27 protein-coding genes are annotated in these 21797 nt (G+C 75.6%); 8 read left to right on the top strand and 19 right to left on the bottom strand.

Going from position 1 to position 21797, the window contains the following annotated elements; genetic code table 11:
• Positions 1 to 125: 125 nt before the first annotated feature.
• Entirely contained in the window at positions 126 to 416 is a 291-nt protein-coding gene (locus tag PH190_RS08055) for a hypothetical protein (RefSeq protein WP_274230981.1), read from the bottom strand.
• A gap of 245 nt (positions 417 to 661) precedes the next feature.
• On the opposite strand from PH190_RS08055, the gene PH190_RS08050 reads away from it, so the two are divergent.
• On the top strand, positions 662 to 1543 hold the full coding sequence (locus PH190_RS08050; RefSeq protein WP_274230980.1) for an enoyl-CoA hydratase-related protein: 882 nt from the start codon (positions 662 to 664) through the stop codon (positions 1541 to 1543).
• 9 nt (positions 1544 to 1552) lie between these two features.
• Here PH190_RS08050 and PH190_RS08045 read toward each other — a convergent pair whose 3' ends face one another.
• The 7 genes from PH190_RS08045 to PH190_RS08015 form a co-directional block, all read right to left on the bottom strand.
• Entirely contained in the window at positions 1553 to 2209 is a 657-nt protein-coding gene (locus tag PH190_RS08045; protein WP_274230979.1) for a winged helix-turn-helix transcriptional regulator, read from the bottom strand.
• 235 nt (positions 2210 to 2444) lie between these two features.
• The gene (locus PH190_RS08040; RefSeq protein ID WP_274230978.1) at positions 2445 to 2846 is read right to left on the bottom strand and encodes a VOC family protein; all 402 of its coding nucleotides are present in this window, start codon (positions 2844 to 2846) and stop codon (positions 2445 to 2447) included.
• 28 nt (positions 2847 to 2874) lie between these two features.
• The gene (locus PH190_RS08035; RefSeq protein WP_274230977.1) at positions 2875 to 3663 is read right to left on the bottom strand and encodes an enoyl-CoA hydratase; all 789 of its coding nucleotides are present in this window, start codon (positions 3661 to 3663) and stop codon (positions 2875 to 2877) included.
• 107 nt (positions 3664 to 3770) lie between these two features.
• Positions 3771 to 4532: a DUF4383 domain-containing protein gene (locus PH190_RS08030; protein ID WP_274230976.1), complete on the bottom strand. Its 762-nt coding sequence runs from the start codon at positions 4530 to 4532 to the stop codon at positions 3771 to 3773.
• Positions 4529 to 4822, bottom strand: coding sequence for a hypothetical protein (locus tag PH190_RS08025; RefSeq protein WP_274230975.1), 294 nt, complete (start codon positions 4820 to 4822; stop codon positions 4529 to 4531). Before PH190_RS08025 ends, PH190_RS08030 begins: the two co-directional genes overlap by 4 nt.
• A gap of 90 nt (positions 4823 to 4912) precedes the next feature.
• A complete protein-coding gene (locus PH190_RS08020; RefSeq protein ID WP_274230974.1) occupies positions 4913 to 5659 on the bottom strand; it encodes a histidine phosphatase family protein in 747 nt (248 codons plus the stop codon).
• A 19-nt stretch (positions 5660 to 5678) separates the two neighbouring features.
• Positions 5679 to 6965, bottom strand: coding sequence for an alpha-hydroxy-acid oxidizing protein (locus PH190_RS08015; protein WP_274230973.1), 1287 nt, complete (start codon positions 6963 to 6965; stop codon positions 5679 to 5681).
• Between the two features lie 83 nt (positions 6966 to 7048).
• On the opposite strand from PH190_RS08015, the gene PH190_RS08010 reads away from it, so the two are divergent.
• Complete coding sequence (locus tag PH190_RS08010) at positions 7049 to 7498, top strand: nuclear transport factor 2 family protein (RefSeq protein ID WP_274230972.1); 450 nt, start codon at positions 7049 to 7051, stop codon at positions 7496 to 7498.
• Here the strand turns inward: PH190_RS08010 and PH190_RS08005 are convergent, their stop codons facing one another.
• Genes PH190_RS08005 through PH190_RS07955 form a run of 11 tightly spaced genes read right to left on the bottom strand, consistent with a single transcriptional unit; the run spans position 7499 to position 17556 of the window.
• Positions 7499 to 10129, bottom strand: coding sequence for an ATP-binding protein (locus PH190_RS08005; RefSeq protein WP_274230971.1), 2631 nt, complete (start codon positions 10127 to 10129; stop codon positions 7499 to 7501).
• Positions 10130 to 10163: 34 nt separating this feature from the next.
• Positions 10164 to 10832, bottom strand: a complete 669-nt coding sequence (locus PH190_RS08000; RefSeq protein WP_274230970.1) for an alpha/beta hydrolase — start codon at positions 10830 to 10832, stop codon at positions 10164 to 10166.
• Positions 10833 to 10836: 4 nt separating this feature from the next.
• Positions 10837 to 11283 (bottom strand): RidA family protein, encoded by a 447-nt coding sequence (locus tag PH190_RS07995; protein ID WP_274230969.1) that lies wholly within the window; start codon positions 11281 to 11283, stop codon positions 10837 to 10839.
• Positions 11280 to 12002: an HAD-IA family hydrolase gene (locus tag PH190_RS07990; protein ID WP_274230968.1), complete on the bottom strand. Its 723-nt coding sequence runs from the start codon at positions 12000 to 12002 to the stop codon at positions 11280 to 11282. The genes PH190_RS07995 and PH190_RS07990 overlap by 4 nt, the downstream gene beginning before the upstream one ends.
• A complete protein-coding gene (locus PH190_RS07985; RefSeq protein ID WP_274230967.1) occupies positions 11999 to 13813 on the bottom strand; it encodes a PEP-utilizing enzyme in 1815 nt (604 codons plus the stop codon). The genes PH190_RS07990 and PH190_RS07985 overlap by 4 nt, the downstream gene beginning before the upstream one ends.
• The gene (locus tag PH190_RS07980) at positions 13803 to 14897 is read right to left on the bottom strand and encodes a PEP/pyruvate-binding domain-containing protein (RefSeq protein ID WP_274230966.1); all 1095 of its coding nucleotides are present in this window, start codon (positions 14895 to 14897) and stop codon (positions 13803 to 13805) included. Before PH190_RS07980 ends, PH190_RS07985 begins: the two co-directional genes overlap by 11 nt.
• The gene (locus PH190_RS07975) at positions 14894 to 15139 is read right to left on the bottom strand and encodes a EutN/CcmL family microcompartment protein (RefSeq protein ID WP_274230965.1); all 246 of its coding nucleotides are present in this window, start codon (positions 15137 to 15139) and stop codon (positions 14894 to 14896) included. Before PH190_RS07975 ends, PH190_RS07980 begins: the two co-directional genes overlap by 4 nt.
• The gene (locus PH190_RS07970) at positions 15136 to 15465 is read right to left on the bottom strand and encodes a BMC domain-containing protein (protein WP_274230964.1); all 330 of its coding nucleotides are present in this window, start codon (positions 15463 to 15465) and stop codon (positions 15136 to 15138) included. Before PH190_RS07970 ends, PH190_RS07975 begins: the two co-directional genes overlap by 4 nt.
• A 5-nt stretch (positions 15466 to 15470) precedes the next feature.
• Positions 15471 to 15761 (bottom strand): BMC domain-containing protein, encoded by a 291-nt coding sequence (locus tag PH190_RS07965; RefSeq protein ID WP_274230963.1) that lies wholly within the window; start codon positions 15759 to 15761, stop codon positions 15471 to 15473.
• Positions 15761 to 16579 carry a DODA-type extradiol aromatic ring-opening family dioxygenase gene (locus PH190_RS07960; protein WP_274230962.1) on the bottom strand — a complete coding sequence of 273 codons (819 nt, stop codon included), beginning with the start codon at positions 16577 to 16579 and terminating at the stop codon, positions 15761 to 15763. The genes PH190_RS07965 and PH190_RS07960 overlap by 1 nt, the downstream gene beginning before the upstream one ends.
• The gene (locus PH190_RS07955; RefSeq protein WP_274230961.1) at positions 16576 to 17556 is read right to left on the bottom strand and encodes a DODA-type extradiol aromatic ring-opening family dioxygenase; all 981 of its coding nucleotides are present in this window, start codon (positions 17554 to 17556) and stop codon (positions 16576 to 16578) included. Before PH190_RS07955 ends, PH190_RS07960 begins: the two co-directional genes overlap by 4 nt.
• A 123-nt stretch (positions 17557 to 17679) precedes the next feature.
• Here PH190_RS07955 and PH190_RS07950 point away from each other — a divergent pair, with 123 nt between their 5' ends.
• From PH190_RS07950 to PH190_RS07925, 6 genes are all read left to right on the top strand, one after another.
• On the top strand, positions 17680 to 18399 hold the full coding sequence (locus tag PH190_RS07950; RefSeq protein ID WP_274230960.1) for an IclR family transcriptional regulator: 720 nt from the start codon (positions 17680 to 17682) through the stop codon (positions 18397 to 18399).
• 76 nt (positions 18400 to 18475) lie between these two features.
• Positions 18476 to 19381: an acetaldehyde dehydrogenase (acetylating) gene (locus tag PH190_RS07945; protein ID WP_274230959.1), complete on the top strand. Its 906-nt coding sequence runs from the start codon at positions 18476 to 18478 to the stop codon at positions 19379 to 19381.
• Entirely contained in the window at positions 19378 to 20412 is a 1035-nt protein-coding gene (dmpG, locus tag PH190_RS07940) for a 4-hydroxy-2-oxovalerate aldolase (protein ID WP_274230958.1), read from the top strand. Before PH190_RS07945 ends, dmpG begins: the two co-directional genes overlap by 4 nt.
• Positions 20413 to 20568: 156 nt before the next feature.
• Complete coding sequence (locus PH190_RS07935; protein WP_274230957.1) at positions 20569 to 20817, top strand: tautomerase family protein; 249 nt, start codon at positions 20569 to 20571, stop codon at positions 20815 to 20817.
• Positions 20818 to 20940: 123 nt separating this feature from the next.
• Positions 20941 to 21279, top strand: coding sequence for an ArsR/SmtB family transcription factor (locus tag PH190_RS07930; protein WP_274230956.1), 339 nt, complete (start codon positions 20941 to 20943; stop codon positions 21277 to 21279).
• Positions 21276 to 21788 carry an SRPBCC domain-containing protein gene (locus PH190_RS07925; RefSeq protein WP_274230955.1) on the top strand — a complete coding sequence of 171 codons (513 nt, stop codon included), beginning with the start codon at positions 21276 to 21278 and terminating at the stop codon, positions 21786 to 21788. The genes PH190_RS07930 and PH190_RS07925 overlap by 4 nt, the downstream gene beginning before the upstream one ends.
• Positions 21789 to 21797 lie beyond the last annotated feature (9 nt).

The raw sequence follows: 21797 nt of genomic DNA, 5'->3' as shown, positions 1-21797 counted from the left end.
GAGCTGGTCGTCCCCGGCGTGCTGGGGACGCCGGTAGTGGCTCACCACCCAGCCCGACTCACGCGGGTGCCCGTGGACGAACGACATGGCTCCAGGAAAGCACGGCGGTCCGACAGGCGCCCCTGCTAGCGGACGACGAACCCCAGGCCACGCCCGGCGGCGGCGTCGCGGGCGCACGCGAGCACGCGGGCGAGATCGGGGTCGTGGATGCGGTCGCCGGCGTCGACGACGATCGTCAGCACCGCGCCCGCGCCCGCCCCGGCGATGACGCCGTGGAGGCGGCAGCTCAGGGTGGCCGCGTCGTCGGGGACCGCGACGACGACCTCGGTGGGCCCCGGGGGTCCTGTGGGCCCCGGGGGCCCGGTGTGCTCGGGCATGTCGGCCGACTCGCTCGACCTCGGCAGTGCAGTGGTCACGGGCCCTCCTCGGGCGCTCGGAGCGCCGGTCGGGAACGGGCGACCGCACCGTCGACCCGGACTCCTCACTCTTGTACCCCGATCGGGGCATGTCCACGCCGCGCGCCGCCCGAGACCTCCTCGTTGCCCGGATGAGCGCCCGCCGTTTCCGGTCAGGGTTGACCGTTCCGGGCGCCGGCGGGAGGCTGCGGCGCAGCACTGGTGGCGAGGCAGTGGTGGCGAGACAACGGTGGCGAGGAGGTCGTGTGCAGGACAGCACGGAGATCGAGTACTCGATCACGGACGGGATTGCCACCATCGTGCTCGACCGGCCGGACCGGATGAACGCGTTCACCGGCCGCATGTGCGACGAGCTGGTGGCGGCGTGCGACGCCATCGACGCCGACGACGCGGTCCGCGCGCTCGTCGTCACCGGGCGGGGCCGGGCGTTCTGCGCCGGCGCGGACCTCGGCGAGGGCGGCAGCACGTTCGACGACCGCGGACGGGACCCCGCACAGACGAAGGCGGCGCGCTACGGCGAGGTCGACGGCGTCGGACGCGACCGCGGCGGGGTGGTGGCGCTGCGCTTCGCGGCGCTGCAGGTCCCGGTGATCGGCGCGATCAACGGCGCGGCCGTGGGCGTCGGGGCCACCATGACCCTGCCGATGGACGTGCGGCTCGCGGGCGCGTCGGCCCGGTTCGGCTTCGTCTTCGCGCGTCGCGGGATCGTCCCGGAGGCGGCGTCGAGCTGGTTCCTGCCGCGCGTCGTGGGCATCTCGCGGGCCATGGAGTGGGCGATGACGGGCCGGGTCTTCGGCGCCCAGGAGGCCCTCGACGGCGGGCTCGTCTCGCGCGTCGTCGGCGACGACGAGCTGCTCGACACGGCGTACGGCCTGGCGCGGGAGGTCGCCGAGAACACCTCGGCGGTGTCCGTGGCCGTCACCCGGCACATGATGTGGTCGATGCTCTCGGCCGCCTCGCCGTGGGAGGCGCACGCCCTGGACTCGCGCGCCATCGTCGAGCTCGGGCGCGACGCCGACGCCGCCGAGGGCGTCACGGCGTTCCTCGAGAAGCGACCGCCGCGCTTCCCGCTGCGCCGCACGCGCGACCACACCGACCTCGTGCCGGAGTGGCCACGCCGTCCGTGAGCAGCGGCGTCAGGCGGGCAGGGGCTCCGGGAGGTGCACGGCGTCGACCAGCGCCTGCAGGGCCGCGGGGTCGCCGGTGAGCTCGAGGGCGCCGTCCGCCTGCAGGGCGTCCACCGACAGGCCCTGGTAGACGACGCCGGCGAGGACGGTCGGCGAGCAGCGCACCGTCGCGTCGGCGCCGGACACCTCGCCCCGCTCGATGTCGAGCACCCCGTGCGCCAGGCGCGTGCGGAAGGGCTGCTCGTCGAGCACGAGCTGCAGGGTGACGTCGGCGTCGGCCGCGCGGGCCGGGTCGAACATCGTGCGCAGCGACAGGACGAACGAGTCGACCTTGATGCTGTCGGACTCCGGGAGCGAGCGTGCCGCCCAGCGCCCGAGGGCCTGGAGCACCGGCTCGAGCTCCTGGCCCCACTCGGTGAGCTCGTACACCGCGGACGCGGCGGGCGGGGGCAGGCGGCGCCGGCGCAGCACGCCGGCGTCCTCCAGCTCGCGCAGGCGCTGGGAGAGGACGTTGGGGCTGGCGTGCGGGAGACCCGCCCGCAGGTCGGTGAACCGCTTGGGCCCGAGCACCAGCTCGCGCACCACCAGCAGCGCCCACCGCTCCCCGACGAGGTCGAGCGCGTGCGCGGCGCCGCAGCCGTCGAAGTAGTCCCGTCGTGCAGCCATACCGGCAGCCTATCACCGGATACGTCTACCGACCCGAGAAGTTGCTCCGTAGGACCATAGGGCCTGTGACGGTTCGGCGGCGACCCACTCCGTCGCAACGAACGCGCTGTTCGCTGCGCTAGAAGCAGCGAACAGCGCGTTCGCTCGTACCGGGAGCGCAGGCCCTTCGGTGATCAACGGGCACTTCGTGCGCGTAGAAGCAGCGAACAGCGCGTTCGCTGCGGACCACGCCGGCTCAGGTGCCCGGGGCGATGAAGAACTCGAGGGCGATGTTGTCGGGGTCGCGGAACGAGACGCCCGAGCCGTAGTGCGCCTTCTTGATGCTGCCGTGCTCGATGCCCAGCTCGTCGAGCTTGTCGCGCCACTGCTCGAGCTCCGCGGTGCTCGACAGGCCGAAGCTGACGTGGTCGAGCCCGGTGCGCCGCTCGTCGGCCCGGTCCTTCGACTCCCTGCCCATGTGGGTGTGCAGCCCGAAGAGCGTCCCGCCGTCGAGGGCGTACACCACGTGGCGGAACTCCCCGCCCTCCTCGTCCTCGACGAGCACCGGCTCGGCACCGAGGAGGCGGGTGTACCACTCGGTGCTGCGATCCAGGTCGGACACCGTGATCGCGACGTGCTGCAGGCCGGGGAAGGCCATGACGGGGCTCCTTTGCCTCGTGAGGGGGTCAGTCGTGGTGCGCCCAGACGGGGGCCCGCTTGGCGAGGAAGGCGGACATGCCCTCCTGCGCGTCGCAGGTCATCGCGTTCGTCGCCATCGTCTCCTGCATCTGCTCGTAGGCCGCGTCCTCGGGCAGGTCGACCTGGCGGTAGAACGCCTCCTTGCCGATGCGCAGGGTGACGGCGCTGGCGTCGGCGACCTTGGCCGCGAGCTCGCGCACCGCCCCGTCGAGCGCGTCGGGCGCGACGACCTGGTTGACCAGGCCCCACTCGGCGGCCGTCGCGGCGTCGATGGTCTCGCCGGTGAGCAGCAGCTGCATCGCGCGCTTGCGCCCGATCGCGCGGGTCACCGCGACCATCGGCGTCGAGCAGAACAGCCCGATCTTCACCCCGGGCGTCCCGAAGACGGCGACGTCGGCGGCGACGGCGAGGTCGCACGCGGCGACGAGCTGGCACCCCGCGGCGACCGCGACGCCCTGCACCGCGGCGATCACCGGCTGGGGCACCGCGTGCAGCGTGGTCATGAGCTCGGTGCAGACCGCGAAGACCTCACGCTCCTGCTCGAGCGTGCGGTCGATCATCTCCGACAGGTCGTGCCCGGCGGAGAACGCGGGCCCCTCGGCGCGCAGGACGATGACGCGCACACCCTCGCGGGCCGACGCGTCGCGCAGCGCGGCGGTCAGCTCCGTCATCGTCGCCACCGACAGGGCGTTGCGGCGTTTCGGGTTGTCGAGGGTGAGCACCGCGGTCGACCCCTCGACCTCGACGCGGACGGCGGCGGGCGCACTCACGGTCATGCGTCCACGTCTATCAGTCACGCGACGGCGGGACCAGGGGCCGGGTGGCCGGGTCGGGTCGAGGTCGACAGCGGGGTCGACAGCGGGGTCGACAGCGAGCCGGGTGATCACGCCATGGTCGTGCCGCGTCGGTGGGAGCGTCGGTCGGGGCGGTGACCGGAACGCTCGTCGGACCGGTCGAACCCCATCCAGATCTCGCGGCGCTCCTCGTGGGTCCGCGCACGCTCGGCCGCGGCCAGGCGCCGGCGCTGGTCCGCGGTGGCCGCACCCTGCACGAGCGCGCGCTCGGCCTCGGCCATCGCCAGGTCGGCGGCGGCCTCGGCGGGCGACGACGGGCGCGGCTGGCGGTGGGAGTCCTGCGGCGCCTCGGCGGCGTCGCCGTGGTCCTCGGGGTCGCCGGGGCGCCGCTCCTGCTTGTACGGGTTGTCGCTCGGCAGCTTCGCCGAGAGCCGCCCGTAGGCGCCGGTGAACAGCAGGACCAGGCCCGCGCCGATCGAGAAGAAGACGTTCGGCAGGCGGAAGGCCAGCAGGTTGTACGGCGTGCCGATGAGCCAGAGGTTGACGAACGCCGAGACCAGGAACAGCGTCCCGACCACGATCATCACCGTCGACGACAGCCGCCCGCCGCGGACGGCGGCGGCGATGAGCACGACGGCGGTGACCACCGAGATCGTCGAGAGCGCGCCGTTCGTGGACAGGCCCGCGATCGGGGCGCCCTGGGTGTCGAAGAAGGACAGGCCGCCGACGAAGCCGAGGACGCCGAACACCGCGATGACGATCGCGACGACGACGGCGCCGACGCGGTGCACCCACACGACCCGGTGGTTCGCCTGCATCGGGCCGGAGCCGCCCCCGTCGCCGCCGGTCACCGCTCGCCCCGCTCGGCCTCGCGGCGGGCCTCGGCGCCGGTCTCGCCGGCGTAGCCCAGGTCGCGGCCGGCGGCCCGGCCGACGAACGTGTCGGTGTCGCCGGTGCCGGTGACCGAACCCTGGTCGCCGCGATGTTCGGCGTGGACGCCGCCGGTGACGCGCGACGCCGCCGTGCGCGGGTCGTGGCCCGCGTCCGACTCGTCGCCGTCGGACGAGCGGGAGGGGCCGACGGGACCGCTCTCCCCGGTCAGGCGCGCCCGCAGGCGGGCGAGGGTCTCGGCGAGGGACATGGTGGGGGCTCCCCGTGCTGGACAGCGCTGACCCAGGGGAATCGGCGGGGTCCGGGGGCCCGAAACGTCACGACCCGGCGACGAGTGCGCTCACCACCGGTGGGCGGCCCGCTCCCCCGCCTCCAGGTACGACGCGTCGAGCCACGGCGGCAGCTCGGCGGGCACGTCGACCTCGGCGGTCTCGCCGCGGAACGTCACGACCGCGCGCCGGCCGTCGTGGACCACCTCGACGTGCTCGAGGTTGCGCGGCTCGCCGGGGTCGTGCCCGAGCGCGGCGGCCGCGAAGCCGCGCAGCAGCGCGGAGTGCGACGACACCAGCGTCGTCCCCTCCCCGAGGGCGCGGATCCCGGCCCACGCCCGGTAGGCGATCACCTGGGGCGGCTCGAAGTGGAGGCTGACGAGGTCCATCCACCGGTCGATCGGGCCGCCGAGGCGCGAGCCGGCGCCGTAGTCGGTGTCGAAGCGGTCGTAGGCGCGGACCCAGTCGGGGACGCCCGCCCCGTTCTCCGCGAACCGCAGCCGGTGCGCGGCGACCCCGGACGACTCGCGGGCCGCGCCGTCGTGCAGGAACTGGACGCTGTCGAACCGCGCGTCGGGGCGCAGGTCGCCGAGGTCGAGGTCGTCGCGGCGGGCGGCGAGCACCGCGCGGAGCGTCCGCGCGGTCGCGGTGGCCCGGGTCGTGGGCGCGTGGACCAGCGCGACCGCGGCGCCGTCGGGCAGGTCGGCGGCGAGCTCGGCGGCCTTCGCCCGGCACTGCTCCTCGCCGTGCTCGGTGAGCCCGACGTCGTCGAAGTAGCCGTGGGTCTCGCCGTGGCGGATCAGCAGCACCCGGGACATGCCCTCCACCCTGTCGTGATCAGCCCCGGCCCCGCGCGGCGGGTTCCGCCGTGGCGAACGGGGTGAGCTCGACGTCGGCCGCGGTGCGGGCCCCGGCGAGGGCGAGGGTGAGGTCCAGCTCGGCGAGGACGTCGCGGACCACCTGGGACACCCCCGCCGCCCCGGCCAGCGCGAGGCCGTAGACCCACGGCCGGCCCAGGCACACCGCCGTCGCGCCGAGGGCGAGCGCGCGGGCGGCGTCGGACCCGCTGCGGACGCCGGAGTCCAGCAGCACCGGCGCCCGCCCGTCGACCGCCTCGACCACGCCGGGCAGGGCGTCGAGCGCCGCGACGCCGCCGTCGACCTGCCGCCCGCCGTGGTTGCTGACGAGCACGCCGTCGACGCCGTGGTCCAGGGCGCGGCGGGCGTCGTCGGGGTGCAGGACGCCCTTGAGCACCACGGGCAGGCGCGTGCGCGAGCGCAGGGTGGCGATGTCGTCCCAGGAGAGCGTGGGCCGGGAGTAGACGCGCAGGAACGTCTCGACCGCGGCCCGCGGCAGCGGCGAGCGCAGGTTGTCGAGGAGGGCGCCGGGGTGGTGACGGCTGATCTCGAGCAGCGTGCGGACGGCGGCCGGCGTGGGCGTCGGGGACGGGCGCCGGGGGCCGTCGGCGGTCTCCTGCGTGAGCCGCGCGAAGACCGGGTCGGAGGTGTACTGCGCGATGCCCAGCCCGCGGGCGAAGGGCAGGTGCCCGAGGTCGAGGTCGCGCGGGCGCCACCCGAGGGTCGTCGTGTCGAGGGTGACGACGACCGCGCCGGCGCCCGCCGCCTCGGCCCGGGCCAGGAAGCTGTCGACGAGGTCGTCGGAGGTCGACCAGTAGAGCTGCGACCACCAGCCGGCCGTCGCCCTCGGCGCGATCTCCTCGGACGGGAAGCCGGCCTGGTTGGACACGATCATCGTCACGCCGGCGTGCGCGGCGCCCTCCGCGACGGCGAGGTCGGCGCGCCGGTGCACGAGGTCGCAGGCGCCGATCGGGGCGAGCAGCAGGGGGTGCTCGTGGCGCCGGCCGAAGATCTCCACCGAGGTGTCGCGCTCCCCCACCCCGCGCAGCATCCGCGGCACGATCCGGTGACGCTCGAAGGCCGCGCGGTTGGCGCGCACGGTCTCCTCGCTCCCCGCCCCGCCGGCGACGTAGGCATGGGCCCGCCGCGACATCACCCGGCGCGCCCGCCGCTCGAGCGCCGGGAACGCGGTCGGCACCACCGGCCGCCGCCCCGTGATCCCGCCCCGGTAGACCTCGTCCTGCCGCACGCGCCCGCTCGGTGTCACCGGGTCATCCTGGCCCGCCGCTCCCGTTCCGTCCTGCGCACCCGCGCTTGCCAGGCGCGGCGCGGGCTCCCCATGCTCGCGCGGTGAGCACAGCAGCCGGCACCACCTCCGCGGCGCTCGAGGCGACGGTGCGGGGCTACATGGACGCCTGCACCGCCGGGGACGCCGACGCCGTCGCCGCCCACCTCGCCGACCACGCCCGGCACTTCTTCCCGCCGGACATGTACGACGGGCCCTGGGTCGGCGCGCAGGCGATCGGCGAGCGCTGGGCGACCGCGGTCCGCGAGCGGGGATCGTCGTGGACCGTCGACGCGATCGTCGTCGACGAGGCCCGCCGCCAGGCCGTGTGCGAGTGGACCCACCACAAGGGCTCGCTCGGGGTGATCCTGCGCGGCGCGGAGTGGTACGAGTTCGACGAGGAGGGCCGCATCACCGAGATCCGCGCCTACTACGCCTCGCCGCAGGCCGCGGGGTACGAGCGCCTCGAGCTGGGCGGCTTCGACTACGCGGGGCGGGGCTACCCGCACGCCTGATCAGGCGCGGGGCGCGCGCCGCCTCTCGGGGGCGACGCCGAGCGTGCGGGCGACCGCGGCGGCCTCCCGGCGGGTCCGCACCACCAGCTTCGCCAGGATCGCCGAGACGTGGTGGTCGGCGGTCTTCTCCGAGATGACGAGGCGGGCCGCGATCTCGGCGTTGGTCAGGTCCTCGGCGAGCAGGCGCAGCACCTCGACCTGCCGGTCGCTCAGCCCGGCGGGGTTGGCGCGGGTCGCCGCGTAGGGGCCGCGCGGGATGTGCGAGACGCCCAGCGCGCGCAGCCGCCGACGGGCCAGGCGGGCGGCGGGCTTCGCCCGGAGCCCGTCGAGGATCCGCAGCGCCCGCAGGGTCGGCTCCGCCTCCCCGGAGTCGAGCAGCTCGAGCGCCTGGTGGTACGGCATCCGCTCGGCCTCCCACGCCGCGGCCGCCGCCTCCCAGTCGCCGCGGATGCCGGCGGCGTGGACGGCCCGGGCGCCCGCCGGCACCGCGGCCGGCCGCCCGAGCCGGGTCTCCCAGCGGGCCAGCTCGCCGCGGTCGAACTCGCGACCGGGCCGGGCGGTCCATGCGGCGAGCCGCGCGACCGCCTCGTCGGCGTCGGCCGGGCGCCCCGACAGCCACGCCGCCTCGATCTCCACCAGCCCGGACGCCCACCCGACGTCGTAGCAGTCGGCGCGGGCAGCGAGGTCCCGGCTCCACGCCAGGTACGCCGCGGCGTCGTCCTCGCCCCGGCGCGCGAGCAGGCCGGCGAGCGGCGGCAGCGCGTACCGCAGCGAGCCCTTCTCCTCCGCCCCCCGCACGCCGGCGATCTCGCGGAGCCCGGCGATCGCCTCGTCCCACTCGCCGTGCACGGCCTGCAGGCAGTGCCCGATGGCCTGCCAGGAGGACGCGAGGAACCAGGTCTCGAGCTCCTCGGCGTAGGCGATGGCCTCGTCGAGGTGACGCCGGCACTCCGCGTAGCGCGCCAGGGCGAACAGGTCGAGCACGAGGAGCCCGTGGGCGATGAGGGCGAACGTGTGCGCCCCCGCCGCGCGGGTGGCGGCCTGGCCGGCGCGCATCAGCTCCAGGCCCGCGTCGTGCTCGCCGCGCATCACCCGCGCCCGGCCCAGGCACGTCCGGCTCATGCCGATGTGCTCCGGCGCCCCGGTGCGCTCGGCCGAGGCCGCGGCCTGCTCGGCGGCGGCCAGGGCGTCCCCGTCGCCGGCGACACCCAGCAGCACCGCGTACCACAGCAGCGCGAAGGTCCGCGTGGGCGTCTCGGGCACCGACTCGAGCAGCGCGACGGCACGCGCCAGGCTCACCTTCGCCTCGGCGGTGCGCGCCAGCGACCACTGCGACGGCGCGAGCACGGCCAACGCCTCACCCTGGGCGACGACGTCGCCGAGCTCCTCGAAGATCCGGGCCGCGGCCAGCCCGTGCTCCAGCGCCTCGGTGGGCGAGTCCATCGTCCAGAGCGCCGCGGCCAGCTGGCACCGGGTCGTCCCGATCTCGGTGGCGGGCACGAGGTGCTCGCGCTCGAGCAGGAGGCGGTGGCACTCGATCACCTGGCCGTAGCCGCCGTCGCGCGCCGCCCGCGCCGCCGCCCGCGGGGCGAGCGCGACGACCCGTTCGTCGTCGGCCGCCTCGACGGCGTGGTGCAGCACCCGGGGCAGCTCGACCTCGTCGGGATCGCCGGAGGCGCCGAGCAGCGCGTCGAGGACCGCGGCGTGCGCATGCATGCGTTCGCTCACCGGCAGCGAGTCCTCCACCGCGCGCCGCGCCAGCTCGTGACGGAAGGCCACGGCGTCCGGACGCACCTGCAGGACCCCGCGCCGCTCGGCCTCGGCCAGCACGGTGAGGTCGCCCAGCAGGGCGCGGGCCAGCGGCAGCTCGACCTGGGACGGGACGACGGCGAGCTGTTCGAGCGCGCTGCGGGTCGCCGCCGGGAGCCCGTGGACGCGGGCCATGACGGCGTCGGCGACGGTCAGCGGCACCGCCCCGTCGCCGCGGCTCCCGGCCGCGACGACCTCGGTGACGTAGAAGGGGTTGCCGCCGGTGAGCGCGTACAGCGACCCCGACGTGGTCCTCCCGGCGAGCCTCGCCACGGCGGCCGGGGACAGGCGCGGGATGACGACGCGGTGCGCCGGCATGGCGGCGAGTCCGCCGAGCAGGCGCTGCGCGGGGTGGTCGCGACCCACCTCGTCGTCGCGGTAGGACACCACCAGCACCGCCGACGTCCGTTCGATGCGTCGCGACACGTAGCGCAGGACGTCGAGGGTGGCGTCGTCGGCCCAGTGCACGTCCTCGACGACGAGCACCGTCGGCCGGGACGACTCGACGAGCTCGGCGAGCACCCCGACCAGCACGTCGTCGCGCGTGCCCTCGGCGAGGACGCGGTCGAGGCGCGGCGAGTGACCGGCGAAGGCGTCGCGCACCGCGCCGAGCGTGCGGGGCGTGACGAGGTCGTCGCAGGCGCCGACCAGGACCCGGATCCCGGGCGGGACCGCCGCGAGGAACGCGCGGATGAGGCTGGTCTTGCCGATGCCCGCCTCGCCCGCGAGCAGGACCACGGTCCCCTGCCCGGCGGCCGCCGGCGCGAGCGTCGAGGCGAGCACCTCGAGCTCCGTGGCGCGCTCGAGCAGGACGGTGCTCACCCGACGGATCGTCGCAGGTCGGAGGCCCTTCCCACTAGGCGAGCAGATCCGTGATCTGTCCGTACACGGTCGGCCACGTGAGGTGGTGCGGGTCGACGAGGGTGAAGTGGTCGCCCGGGACCTCGACGAGCGCCGCGTCGTCGCCGGCGGCCCGGGCGGCCGCGACGTAGTGCTCGCTGACCCGGAACGGCACGCGGTCGTCGTCGCGCGCGTGCACCGCGCGAAGCGGCACGCCCAGGGGCAGCAGCGCGGCCGGGTCGGCGGCGGCGTAGCGCTCGGGCACCTCGTCGGGCAGCCCGCCGACGAGGTCCCGGACGGCGCCGTTCCCGATGCCCTCGCGCGCACCGTCGGCGAGGGTCAGCACCCCGGCCAGCGACACCACGCCGGCCGCCGGGACCCGCGACGCCACCCACGCCGCGAGGTGCCCGCCCGCCGAGTGGCCCACGAGCACGGCCGGCTCCCCCACCAGGCGCAGCGCGGCCTCGACGTCGTCGAGCGTCGCGGGCCACGGCGCCTGGCCCACCCGCCGGTACTCGACGTTGACGATCGCGTGCCCGCGGGCGTGCAGGTCCGCGGCCACGGGGGCGATGTGGTCGAGCCCGACGCGGGCCCGCCAGAACCCGCCGTGCAGCAGCACCACCGTGCCGGCCCCGCTGCCGGGGTACCGGTCGACGAACTGCGCGGGGTCGTCCCCGTAGGCCACGCGCTCAGCGCACACGCAGCACCGCGTCCAGCTCGACGGCGAACCCCCGCGGCAGCGCCCGGACCCCGATCGCGGTGCGGGCGTGCTCCCCGCGCTCGCCGAAGACCTCGACGAGGAGGTCCGAGGCCCCGTCGACCACGCCGGGCTGGTCGGTGAAGTCGTCGGTGCACGCGACGTAGCCCCGCAGCACGAGGACCTGCGCGACGCGGTCGAGCGAGCCGACGGCGTCGCGGGCCTGGGCCAGGAGGTTGAGCGTGCAGGCGCGGGCCGCGGCGTAGCCGGCGGCGACGGTGAGGTCCGCCCCCACGCGTCCCGTGTGCCCGTCGGCGCCCTGGCCGGACAGGTAGAGGACGTCGCCGGCGGTCGTCCAGCCGCGGTAGTGCCCGGCGGGACGGCGCAAGGCCGGCAGCTCGAGGCCGAGCGCGGACAGCCGCTCCTCGGGAGCCGTCACGGCGACCACACCCGTCGCCGGCGGGGCTCGTCGGGCGGGAGCCCCAGGGCGCGCGCGACCCGGGCGACCGAGCCGGCCGGGTCGGTGACCTCGAACAGCTCGGCGGCCATCCCGGCGGCCCGGGCCCCGTCGAGGTTGGCGGCGAGGTCGTCGACGAACAGGCAGCGCCCGGGGTCCTCGGCCAGCGCGTCGGCGGCGGCCCGGAAGGCGGCGGGGTCGGGCTTGAGCACGCCCAGCTTCGCGGCCTCGAGCACCCCGTCGAACCGCGCCACCGCCGGGAAGCGCGCCGGCCAGTCGTCGCCGAACCAGTGCGCCATGTCGTTGGTGAACGCGACCACCCGCACCCGTCCCGCGAGCCGCTCGACCAGCCCGAGCACCTCGCCGCGGACGTAGGAGCACTCGCGCCACAGGGCGCCGATGTCGATGTCCGGCCGGCGCGCGACGAGGCGTGCCCAGTAGTCGCGTTCCTGGGACTCGCCCCGCTCGACCGACCGGTAGTCCTCGTCGGTGCCGGTCGGCCCGGCCGGGAACCCCGGCACGGCCGTCGACTCGAACAGCGTCGGGATCACCACCCCGCCCATGTCGAGCAGCAGCGTGCCGCCGGTGGTGCGGGTGCGGCGCAGCGCCCGGCGCCGGGCGGCCCGCACCGCGTCGGGGGGCGCGGACTCCGACGCTCCCCGCCCGGCGGGGCGGGGAGCGCAGGACGGTCCCACCGTCACAGGACGGTCACCACGCCGGTGTCCCCGTCCACCCGCACCCGCTGCCCGGTGCGCAGGGTGGCGACGGCGTTGCCGGTGCCGACCACCGCGGGCATGCCGTACTCCCGGCACACGATCGCGGTGTGGCTCATGATCCCGCCGACGTCGGAGACCGTGGCGGCGGTCCGCGCGAACACCGGCGCCCACGCGGGCGACGTGGCCGGGCAGACCAGGACGTCGCCGGGCTGGACGTCCGGGAGCTCCGACGGGTGCGTGACCACCCGCACCGGCCCCTCGACGACGCCCGGCGAGCCGGCCGTGCCGCGCAGGGTGCCGTCGTCGCCGTCGGCGCGCAGCCACTCGGACACCGACGCCGTCGTGATCCCCCACAGCATCACCGTGAACGGCTCGTCGATCTGGGTCGGCGGCGGCCCGAGCGCCGGCGGCGGCTCCCACGCCCGGAGCGCGGTGTAGATCTCGCGGCGGCGGGCGATGAGCGGGCGCAGGTGGTCCGCGCCGCGCGGGCGGGAGCCGACCGACCACGCCGCGACGCAGTCGTAGATCGCCTCGGCGACCTCGTAGCGGCGCAGGAAGAACATGTCCTCGGGCTCGTCGATCTCGCCCATCGCGGCCAGCGCGCGGGAGAGCTCGTGGGACTTGGCCCAGAACGTCGCCCACATCCAGTGCTCGATGTAGAGCACGTGCTCCTCGATGAACGCGAACACCTGGCGGGCGAGCGCCACGGTGTCGTCGAACGTCGCGCGGTCGTCGTCGGCGAGCAGCTCGCGGTAGCCGGCGGTGATCCGGTCGCGCTCGGCGAGCACCTCGTCGGTCGGGCGGTCGATCGACTCGCCGTCGGTGAGCCGGCGCAGGTACTCGCGCACCGACGCCAGCGGGATGTCCGGCTGGTCCGCCCAGGTCGGGTAGGTGTGGTAGCCGCCGGGGTGCCCGGGGTCGGTGTTGATGAGGAACCACGGGTCGGCGGTGCGCTCCCAGTCGGCGACCCACTCGGCGCCCGCCGCGTCCTGCCGCAGCGCCGCGAACAGCGTCGCCGCGTCCTCGGTGCCGGACAGGCGCTCGACCAGCCCGAGACGCTGGGCCTCCTTCGCGAGGCGCTTGAGCTCGTCGTCGGGCCGGTAGAGCTCGACCCGCAGGCCACCGACCATCCGCGAGATCGACTGGTCGGAGATGTCCGGGAACGCCTGGCGGCACATCGCGAAGAACGTCAGGTACGCCGCGTAGCCGATGTTGAGCAGCTCGAAGTGGTACTGGTAGGTCTCGTACATCGTCAGCACGAGGCGGTCGAAGTCCCGGATCATCCGGAACCCCGCCGAGTGGCCGGTGTGGTCGAACACCGTGGACTCGGGCTCCAGGTCGGGCAGCGGCTCGAAGCGCAGCGCGCGGATCTCCTCGAGCTTCGCGGTGACCTTCTCCTTCCACTCCGTGTAGATCGCGTCCCAGCGCTCGTAGTAGTGCCCGGCCCGCTTCCCGAACTCCTCGGCACGGGCCGCGACGTCCTCGGCCGGCGCGGCCACCGGCGTCACGTAGAGCCGGCCGTTGACGATCCGCTGGTCGACGCCGAAGGCCGGTGGCATCGCGAAGATGCGGGTGTTGAAGGCGCCGAGGGCCTGCCACCAGCACTCGCACTGGATCTCGTCGTACGGGTGGAGCACGTCGGGGTGGTGCAGGCGGTCGGCGAACCAGAACCGGCCTTCGTCCAGCTCACGGCGCTCCGAGCCGAACAGGTGGTACCAGTCGTACATCGACTCCCAGCCCTCCGCGCCGGGCGGTGTCTCGATGTCGAACGGGCTCGGGAAACGGTCAGCCGCCATGGTCGGGCGTCCCTTCGGGCGTCGTGCTGGTCGCGGCCGCGCCGCGGGTGAGCGTGGCGAGCACTGCGGACAGGGCGGTGCGTGCGCCGGAACCATTGGTCGCGGCCCGCGGGGCCCGCGTGCTCCAGACCGTCTCCGGGCGGGTCTGGAGCAGGTGGACGCGGGCCGGGCCACCGGGCTCGGCCACCGCGAACTCGCCGTCCTGCGGCACACCCGCGTCGCGCTCGACGCGGCGGGCCAGGTCGAGCAGCTCGGCGAGCTCGGCGTCGTCGAGGCACGGCCGGCCGCGCCGCTCGGCGGAGACGTCGACCTCGGCCGTCCCCGGCATCTCCCCGCGGACCAACTGGCGCGGCTTGTCGGCGATCTCGCGGCGCACGACCTCGCCGCTGACCTTGTCGACGACGAACCGGTCGGGGGTGACGGCGCCGGAGACCAGCGGCTCGCCCAGTCCCCACACCGCCTCGCAGACCACGGTCGAGCGGTCGCCGTTCGCGGGGTTGAGGGTCATGAACACGCCGGCCGCGCGCGCCGGGACCATCTCCTGGACCACGACCGCCATCGCCCCGGCCGGTCCGGCCCCGGCGTGCTCGCGGTAGGACACCGCCCGCGCCGTGTAGAGGCTCGCCCAGCACCGGCAGACGGCGTCGGCGACCGCGTCGCGGCCCCGGATCTCGAGGAACGTGTCGTGCTCCCCGGCGAACGAGGCGCCCGCGGCGTCCTCGCCGACCGCGGACGAGCGCACCGCGACGCGCGCGATGCCGCCCGCGAGGTCGTCGTAGGCCGCGCGCACCTCCTCGAGGACCGGTCCGGCCGAGGCCGTGCGCAGCAGGCGCGCCCGGGCCTGTGCCGCCGCCCGCTCCACGGCGTCGATCGGGGCGTCGGGGCCCAGTGCCTGCAGAGGGGCCTCCACCTGGGCGGCGACGGTGTCGAGGGCCGCGCGGAAGGCGTCGGTCGTGACGACGAACCCGGCCGGCACCCGGGCGCCCAGGGCCACGAGCCGGTGCAGCCCGGCGCCCTTCCCGCCGACGGTGGCGACGTCCGCGGCCGCGGCGTCGGCCAGGCCCACGATCCAGCCGGCGCTCACGAGCCGTCCCACCCGGCGACGAGGGCGACCACCGCCGCGTCGACGCAGCTGCGGCCGGTCACCGCCGCCGCGGCCTCGTCGGTGGCGACGAGCACGGTCGTGCCCGTGCCGGCGTCGAGCAGGTCGACCGCCACCCGCTGCGCGCCGGACCCGGGCTCGCGCACCACCACCATCCGCGCCCCGCCGAGCCCGTCGACCTCGCGCTCGGACCAGACGCGCCCGACGACCTCGCCGAGGATCACCGCTCCGCCCCGGACGCGATCGCCCGCGCGAGCCGCTCGGAGCTGCCGTTCTCCAGCAGGCCGACCGACACACCGTGCGGCTTCGGGTAGACCTGCGCCGCGCGCAGCTCGCCGTACTGCTCGACCGCCGCCGACCCGGCGTTGACGGCCTGCCGGACCGCGGCCAGCGAGCCGCGGACGGCCGCGGCGAGATAGCCGCTGCTGACCCGCTCGACGGCGATGGTCTCGACGTCGGCGGTCTTCATCATCGCCTCGATCCCCGCCGACAGCGCGACCACGCCGCGCGTCTCGAGGATCCCGATGGCTCCCGCACCCCGTTCGGCCACGTCGGTCAGCTCCCCACCATCGACAGGTCGCCGGCCAGCGCCTGGACCGGGACGCACGGGCTCGCGAACACGATCGACTTCACGGCGCGGCCGGACACCGCCCGCGCCACCTCCTCGCCGACCTCGACGGCCTCCTCGACCGTCGCGAGGTCGCCGGTCACGGCGACGGCGACGAGCCCGCCGCCGAGGCGGACCGCGCCGCGGACCTCCACCTCGGTGGCCTTGACCATCGCGTCGACCGCGTCGAAGACCGGCACGAACCCCTCGGCCTCGATGAACCCCACTGCCCGTGCCATCACGTCTCCTGTTCGTTCCACCAGACGACCGCCGCACCCGTGCCCCACACCGGCCCGTAGGCGAGGACCTCGCCCGGTCGGTCCACCGCGCCGCCGCCGGCGAGGAACGCGACGGCCCGGAACTGGCTGTCCGCCTGCGCCGCGGCGGCGAACTCCTCGCGCATCCCGAGCACCGCGTCGCGGTCGCCCGCAGCGATCGCGTCGAGCACCTTCCGGTTCCACCGGTCGTGCTCGGGCTCGACCCGGTCCTCCGACGGGCGGATCCAGCGGGGCGTGAGCCCGGACGACAGCCCGCTCACCGCGACCACGCCGGGGCGGCGGCCCAGCCCGGACGCGGCGCGCACCCCGGCGGCGGCGACCTCGGCCATCGCCGACGGGTCGGCGTAGAGGTTGCACGACACCTGCGCCCACCGGCCCCGACCGTCGGGGTCCAGCAAGCGGGAGGCGACGACGCTGCCGGTGTCGACCGGGAAGCCGTCGTAGCGGGTGCGTCGGGCCTGCATGCCGGCGGCGTCGATCGCGTCGGCCCAGGCGTGGGCGAGCTCGACGTCGACGGCCAGGTCGTGGTCGAGGTGGCCGTAGTCGTAGGCGTACCAGTTCTCGTCGGTGCGCCGCCCGCGCAGCCGGTCGTCGCACTGCACCTGGTGGCCGAGCACGGTGAACCACTGGGTCGAGAGCAGCAGCACCGTGTCGACGCGGGCGGCGCGCAGGCGGTCGCCGACGGTGCGGGTCGCGGCGGCGAGCTCGGCCCAGCTCGGGGCGGGGTCGCCGGCGAGGAGGTGGGGCATGGCCGGGACCAGGGCTGCCGGCGGGGTCACGGGACCCACTCCACGACCGCGTTGCCCGTCGCGATGACCGTGCCGTAGGCGAGCACGTCGCCGGCGATCGCGGGCCAGCCCATCGCGGCGAGCAGCCAGGTGAGGCTGCCCGCCTTCGTCTCGGACGACGTGGCCTCGATGTGCGCCGGCACGGCCTCCTTCAGCCGGGAGGTCGGGCCCTCGCGGATGGTCTGCAGCAGCGCCATGTCGCCCGCGTACTGGGCGTGGTCGAAGGGGCGCTCGACGCCCATGTCCTCGGGGAGCTCGGGCTCGGTGTCCCAGTGCAGGTGGGACAGCGAGTTGGACGCGAGCAGCACCGCGCGCCGACCGGTGCGCTCGATCGCCCGGCGGGTCGCGGCGCCGAGCGTCTCCATCTCGGCCAGCGAGGCGTCGGAGTAGTAGTACGGGTTGTTGTTGGCCGAGAGCGACACGACCGGCAGATCCCAGTCGGGGTTGGCCAGGTGCAGCGCCCCGATCGTCGCGTAGTCGACGCGGACGCCCTCCTCACGCAGGGCGCTGGTGACCAGCCCGGCGCGGGCGCCCTCGTCGACGATCGCCTCGGCGAGGTCGACGTCGGTGCGGAAGTCGTAGTGGTAGCGGAACAGGTGCGGGAAGATCGGCTCGACGGAGACGCCACGCGGGTTCGGCACGCAGTTGACGTGGTGGCCGACCATGGTGATCCAGTGCGGCGCGTGCACCACGAGCACGTCGGGCCGGTGGGCCTTCAGCCGGCGGCGCAGCTCCTCGTAGCCCCAGCGCAGCACCTCCCAGCCGCCCGTCGACCGCGGCTCGTTCTGCGGGGGGTTCTCGGCGTAGACGAGGTGCGGCGGGTGCGGGGCGAGGTAGCCGGCGACGATGCCGCCGCCGCCGGACGGGCCCGCCGGCACAGCGGCGGGGCCGGGGGCGGGCTCGTGGCGCGGCGCCCGCCGCGCGGCCGACCGGCCGCTGCCGGCGGTGACGTGGAACACACGAGCCATGGCCCGGGACGCTAGGCAGACCGCGACCGGCTCCCCAGGCCGCCGTCCCGCTGAGCTGGACAACGCCGTGCTGGACACCGGCGATCGGGGCGCCCCAGACTCGATCGGGTGACGGTCGCGGCGGTGAGCAAGTCCGCGGTGCTGCTGCGCGCCTTCGGCCCGACCACCGTCGTGCTGTCCACCCGCGCCCTCGCCGAGCGGACCGGCATCCCGCGCAGCACCGTCCACGTCCTGGCCAGCACGCTGGCCGCCGAGGGGCTGCTGGAGACCGTGCCCCGCCGCGGCTGGCGGCTCGGTCCGTTGCTCGTGGGCCTGGCCGGCCAGATCATCGAACGCACCGGGCTCGTCGCCGCCGTCGAGGGCGGGCTCGGCGGGCTGCGCCGGGCGGCCGGGCAGGAGGTCCACGTCGCGCAGCTCGTCGGGGGCTGGACCGTCTACCTGCACCGGGAGGCCGGTCCGGTGCGCGCACCGATGGACAACCGGGTCGGCCTGCGGGCGCCCGCCTGGCGCGGCGGGTGCGGCAAGGCGGCGCTGTCACGGCTGCCGGCCGCGGAGGTCGACGAGCGCATCGGGCGCCTGTGCCGCGACGAGCAGGTCGCCCCACCCGACCGCGCGGCGCTGCACGACGAGCTGGACGCCGCGCGGCGCGCGGGCTACGTCGTGTCCTCGACCTTCCAGGCGGGGCGGACCTCCGTCGCGGCGGCGGTGGTCGACGCCGACGGCCGGCCGGTCGGCGGGCTGTCGGTCGCCGGGCCCTCCTCGCTGTTCACCCGCCCGGTGCTGGCGCGCTGCGCCGAGGAGGTCGTCGAGGCCGCCGGCCGGGCCGCACGACAACTGACCTGAACAACGGACCCGACCCGTCCCGGTCGGCGGAACGTCGCGGTTCCCCGGCGGGCGTGACCGGTGCCACGCTGCGGTCATGACTGCGCCTGCGAAGGTCCCGGCCGCGATCGTCGGGCCGGGCAACATCGGCACCGACCTGCTGGCCAAGCTCGCGCGCAGCGCGCGGATCGAGGTCACCGCGATGGTCGGGGTGGTCGAGTCCGAGGGGCTGGACCGGGCGCGGGCGATGGGCGTGCCCGCGTCGGCCGAGGGCGTCGACTGGCTGCTGCGCCAGGACCCGCTGCCCCGGATCGTCTTCGAGGCCACGTCGGCCAAGGCGCACGCGGCCAACGCGCCCCGCTACGAGCAGGCGGGCATCCGCGCGATCGACCTGACGCCCGCGCACCTCGGGCCCATGGTCTGCCCGGCGGTGAACATGCCCGAGCACCTCGACGCCCCGAACGTCAACATGATCACCTGCGGCGGGCAGGCCACGATCCCGATCGTCGCGGCGGTGTCGCAGGTGGTGCCGGTGGCCTACGCCGAGATCGTCGCATCGGCCGCCTCGCGGTCGGCGGGGCCGGGCACGCGGGCCAACATCGACGAGTTCACCCAGACCACCGCGCGGGCGGTCGAGGAGGTCGGCGGCGCCGAGCGCGGCAAGGCGATCATCATCCTCAACCCCGTCGAGCCGCCGATGATCATGCGGGACACGGTGTTCTGCTCGCTGCCGCCCGACGCCGACCACGACGCCGTCGCCGCCTCGGTGCACCGGATGGTCGAGCGGGTCCAGCAGTACGTCCCGGGCTACACGCTGCGCGCCGAGCCGCAGTTCGACCCGCCGACCGACACGTGGGGCGGGCGCGGCCGGGTCGCGGTGTTCCTCGAGGTCAAGGGCAACGGCGACTTCCTGCCCGAGTACGCCGGCAACCTGGACATCATGACGGCGGCCGCCGCGCAGGTCGGCGAGCTCGTCGCGGCCGAGATGGAGGTGGCCGCGTGAGCCGGCCGGAGATTCGTCACGACGTCCGCATCACCGACACGACGCTGCGCGACGGCAGCCACGCGCAGGCCCACCAGTTCACCGTCGAGCAGGTCCGCGACACGGTGCGCGCGCTCGACCGGGCCGGCGTCGAGGTCATCGAGGTGACCCACGGCGACGGGCTGGGCGGCTCCAGCTTCAACTACGGCTTCTCGCACACGAGTGAGCTCGAGCTCATCGCCGCCGCCCGCGAGGAGGCGACGCAGGCCCGGATCGCGGTGCTGCTCGTGCCCGGCATCGGGACGGTCGACGACCTGCGCCGCGCCCGCGACGCCGGCGCCGACGTCGTGCGCGTCGCCACCCACTGCACCGAGGCCGACGTCTCCCCGCAGCACTTCGGGGTCGCCCGCGACCTGGGCATGGAGACCGTCGGGTTCCTCATGATGGCCCACCGCACCTCGCCCGAGGACCTGGCGAAGCAGGCGCGGATCATGGTCGACGCGGGCTGCCAGTGCCCGTACGTCACCGACTCCGCGGGCGCGCTGCTCATGCACGACGCCCGCGCGCGGTTCGAGGCGCTGCTCGCCGAGGTCGGGGACGAGGCGTGGGTCGGCTACCACGGTCACCAGAACCTCTCGCTCGGCGTCGCCAACTCGGTGATCGCCGCGGAGGTCGGCGTCAAGGAGATCGACGGCTCGCTCTGCGCGCTCGGGGCCGGGTCGGGCAACTCGCCGACCGAGGTGCTCGCGGCCGTCTTCGACCGGATGGGCATCGCCACCGGCCTCGACGTCACCGCGCTGCTCGACGCCGCCGAGGACGTCGTGCGCCCCTACCTGCACCGCTGGCCGAAGATGGACCGCAACGCCATCACCCAGGGCTGGGCCGGGGTCTACTCGAGCTTCCTGCTCCACGCCGAGCACGCCGGCGAGCGCTACAAGGTCCCGGTGCCCGACATCCTGCGCCGCTGCGGCGAGCTCGGCCTCGTCGGCGGCCAGGAGGACATGATCATCGACATCGCCCTCGAGCTGGCCCGCGAGCGGGAGCAGGGCTGACGTGCCCGTCCTCGAGGTCCACCTCGTCGAGGGCGACCACGACCCCGCGGACGTGACGCGCCTGCTGCGCGAGGCGAGCCGACGCTACGCCGAGGTGCTCGGGTCGCCGCTCGAGCGCATCCGGGCGTCGCGACGCTCCACGCCCGCGAGCAGGTCGTGGTCGGCGGCGAGACCGGCAGCGCGCCGGCGCCGTACTTCACCGCGGTGGTGCTCGAGGGCCGGCCGGTCGAGCAGCGTCACCGGCTGCTCGCCGAGGTCACCGACCTGATCGTCGACGTCCTCGGGGTCGAGCGCTCCCGGGTGCGCGGGCGGGTCCTCCAGGTGCCGCCGGACGACTGGGCCATCGGCGGCGTGCCGGCGTCCGGGGCCCGCCGGGACGAGATCGCGGCGCGGGCCTCGGGGTAGGTCGCAGCGAACGTGCTGTTCGCTGCCTCTACGCGCGCGAACTCCCCGTTGATCACGCGCGCGGCGCCACGCGACCGCCTTATGCCTTGCGCGGCATATTCCCGATGCGGCATGCTCGACGCCGTGACCACCGCCCCCGACGCCGGCACGTGGACGGCGCTCGCCGACCCGCACCGCCGGGCCATGCTCGGGCTGCTGCGCGAGCGGCCCCGGGCGGTCGGTGAGCTCGTCGACCTGCTCGCGCTCAGCCAGCCCAGCACGTCGAAGCACCTGCGGGTGCTGCGCGAGGCGGGGCTGGTGCGCGCGCGACCCGAGGCCCAGCGGCGCGTGTACGAGGTCGACCCCGCACCGCTCGTCGCCCTCGACGCCTGGCTCGCGCCCTACCGGCGGCTGTGGTCCGACAGCCTCGACGCCCTCGGCCGGCGACTCGAGGAGACCGATCCACGGAAGGACACCCCGTGAGCCCCACCGGCAGCTACCTCGAGATCGACGGCCGCCCCGCGCTGCGCTTCGTCCGCGAGTACGACCACCCCGCCGACCGGGTGTTCACGCTGCTCACCGACCCCGACGAGCTCGCGCACTGGTTCCCCGCCCGGGTCGCGGCGTCGTCGTGGGCGCCGGGCGCGGCGGTCACCTTCTCCTTCGAGGAGGACGGCGACGGCGGGGGCGGCGAGGTCCTGGTCCACGAGCCGCCGCACCGCGTGGGGTTCTCGTGGGGCGGCGAGCAGCTGTGGTTCGAGGTCGAGACGCTGCGCGACGGCCGCACGCGGCTGACGTTCACCCACGTCATGGAGGAGCGCGACGGCGCCTCGCGCAACGCCGCCGGGTGGGACCTGTGCCTGGACGCCCTCGACGCCGCGCTCGCCGGCACGCCCGGCGGTGCCCCCGGGGGCCGCACCCCGGCGTGGGAGGAGCTCTACCGGGCCTACGTGGACGCCGGCGTGCCCTCCGGGGCCCCGATCCCCGGCTGAGGAGCAGAC

Source organism: Actinomycetospora straminea (assembly GCF_028737255.1).
In the GTDB taxonomy this organism is placed as follows: domain Bacteria; phylum Actinomycetota; class Actinomycetes; order Mycobacteriales; family Pseudonocardiaceae; genus Actinomycetospora; species Actinomycetospora straminea.
The sequence above is the reverse complement of the archived record's forward strand: the minus strand, read 5'-3'. Positions and strand labels throughout refer to the sequence as shown.

Bases quoted from the DNA above. Each gene is read 5' to 3' on its own strand.
- PH190_RS08045 (WP_274230979.1), bottom strand. From the start codon at position 2,209: ATGGCTGCACGACGGGACTACTTCGACGGCTGCGGCGCCGCGCACGCG.
- PH190_RS08040 (WP_274230978.1), bottom strand. From the start codon at position 2,846: ATGGCCTTCCCCGGCCTGCAGCACGTCGCGATCACGGTGTCCGACCTG.
- PH190_RS08035 (WP_274230977.1), bottom strand. From the start codon at position 3,663: ATGACCGTGAGTGCGCCCGCCGCCGTCCGCGTCGAGGTCGAGGGGTCG.
- PH190_RS08025 (WP_274230975.1), bottom strand. From the start codon at position 4,822: ATGTCCCTCGCCGAGACCCTCGCCCGCCTGCGGGCGCGCCTGACCGGG.
- PH190_RS08020 (WP_274230974.1), bottom strand. From the start codon at position 5,659: ATGTCCCGGGTGCTGCTGATCCGCCACGGCGAGACCCACGGCTACTTC.
- PH190_RS07985 (WP_274230967.1), bottom strand. From the start codon at position 13,813: ATGGCGGCTGACCGTTTCCCGAGCCCGTTCGACATCGAGACACCGCCC.
- PH190_RS07965 (WP_274230963.1), bottom strand. From the start codon at position 15,761: ATGGCACGGGCAGTGGGGTTCATCGAGGCCGAGGGGTTCGTGCCGGTC.
- PH190_RS07955 (WP_274230961.1), bottom strand. From the start codon at position 17,556: ATGGCTCGTGTGTTCCACGTCACCGCCGGCAGCGGCCGGTCGGCCGCG.
- PH190_RS07945 (WP_274230959.1), top strand. From the start codon at position 18,476: ATGACTGCGCCTGCGAAGGTCCCGGCCGCGATCGTCGGGCCGGGCAAC.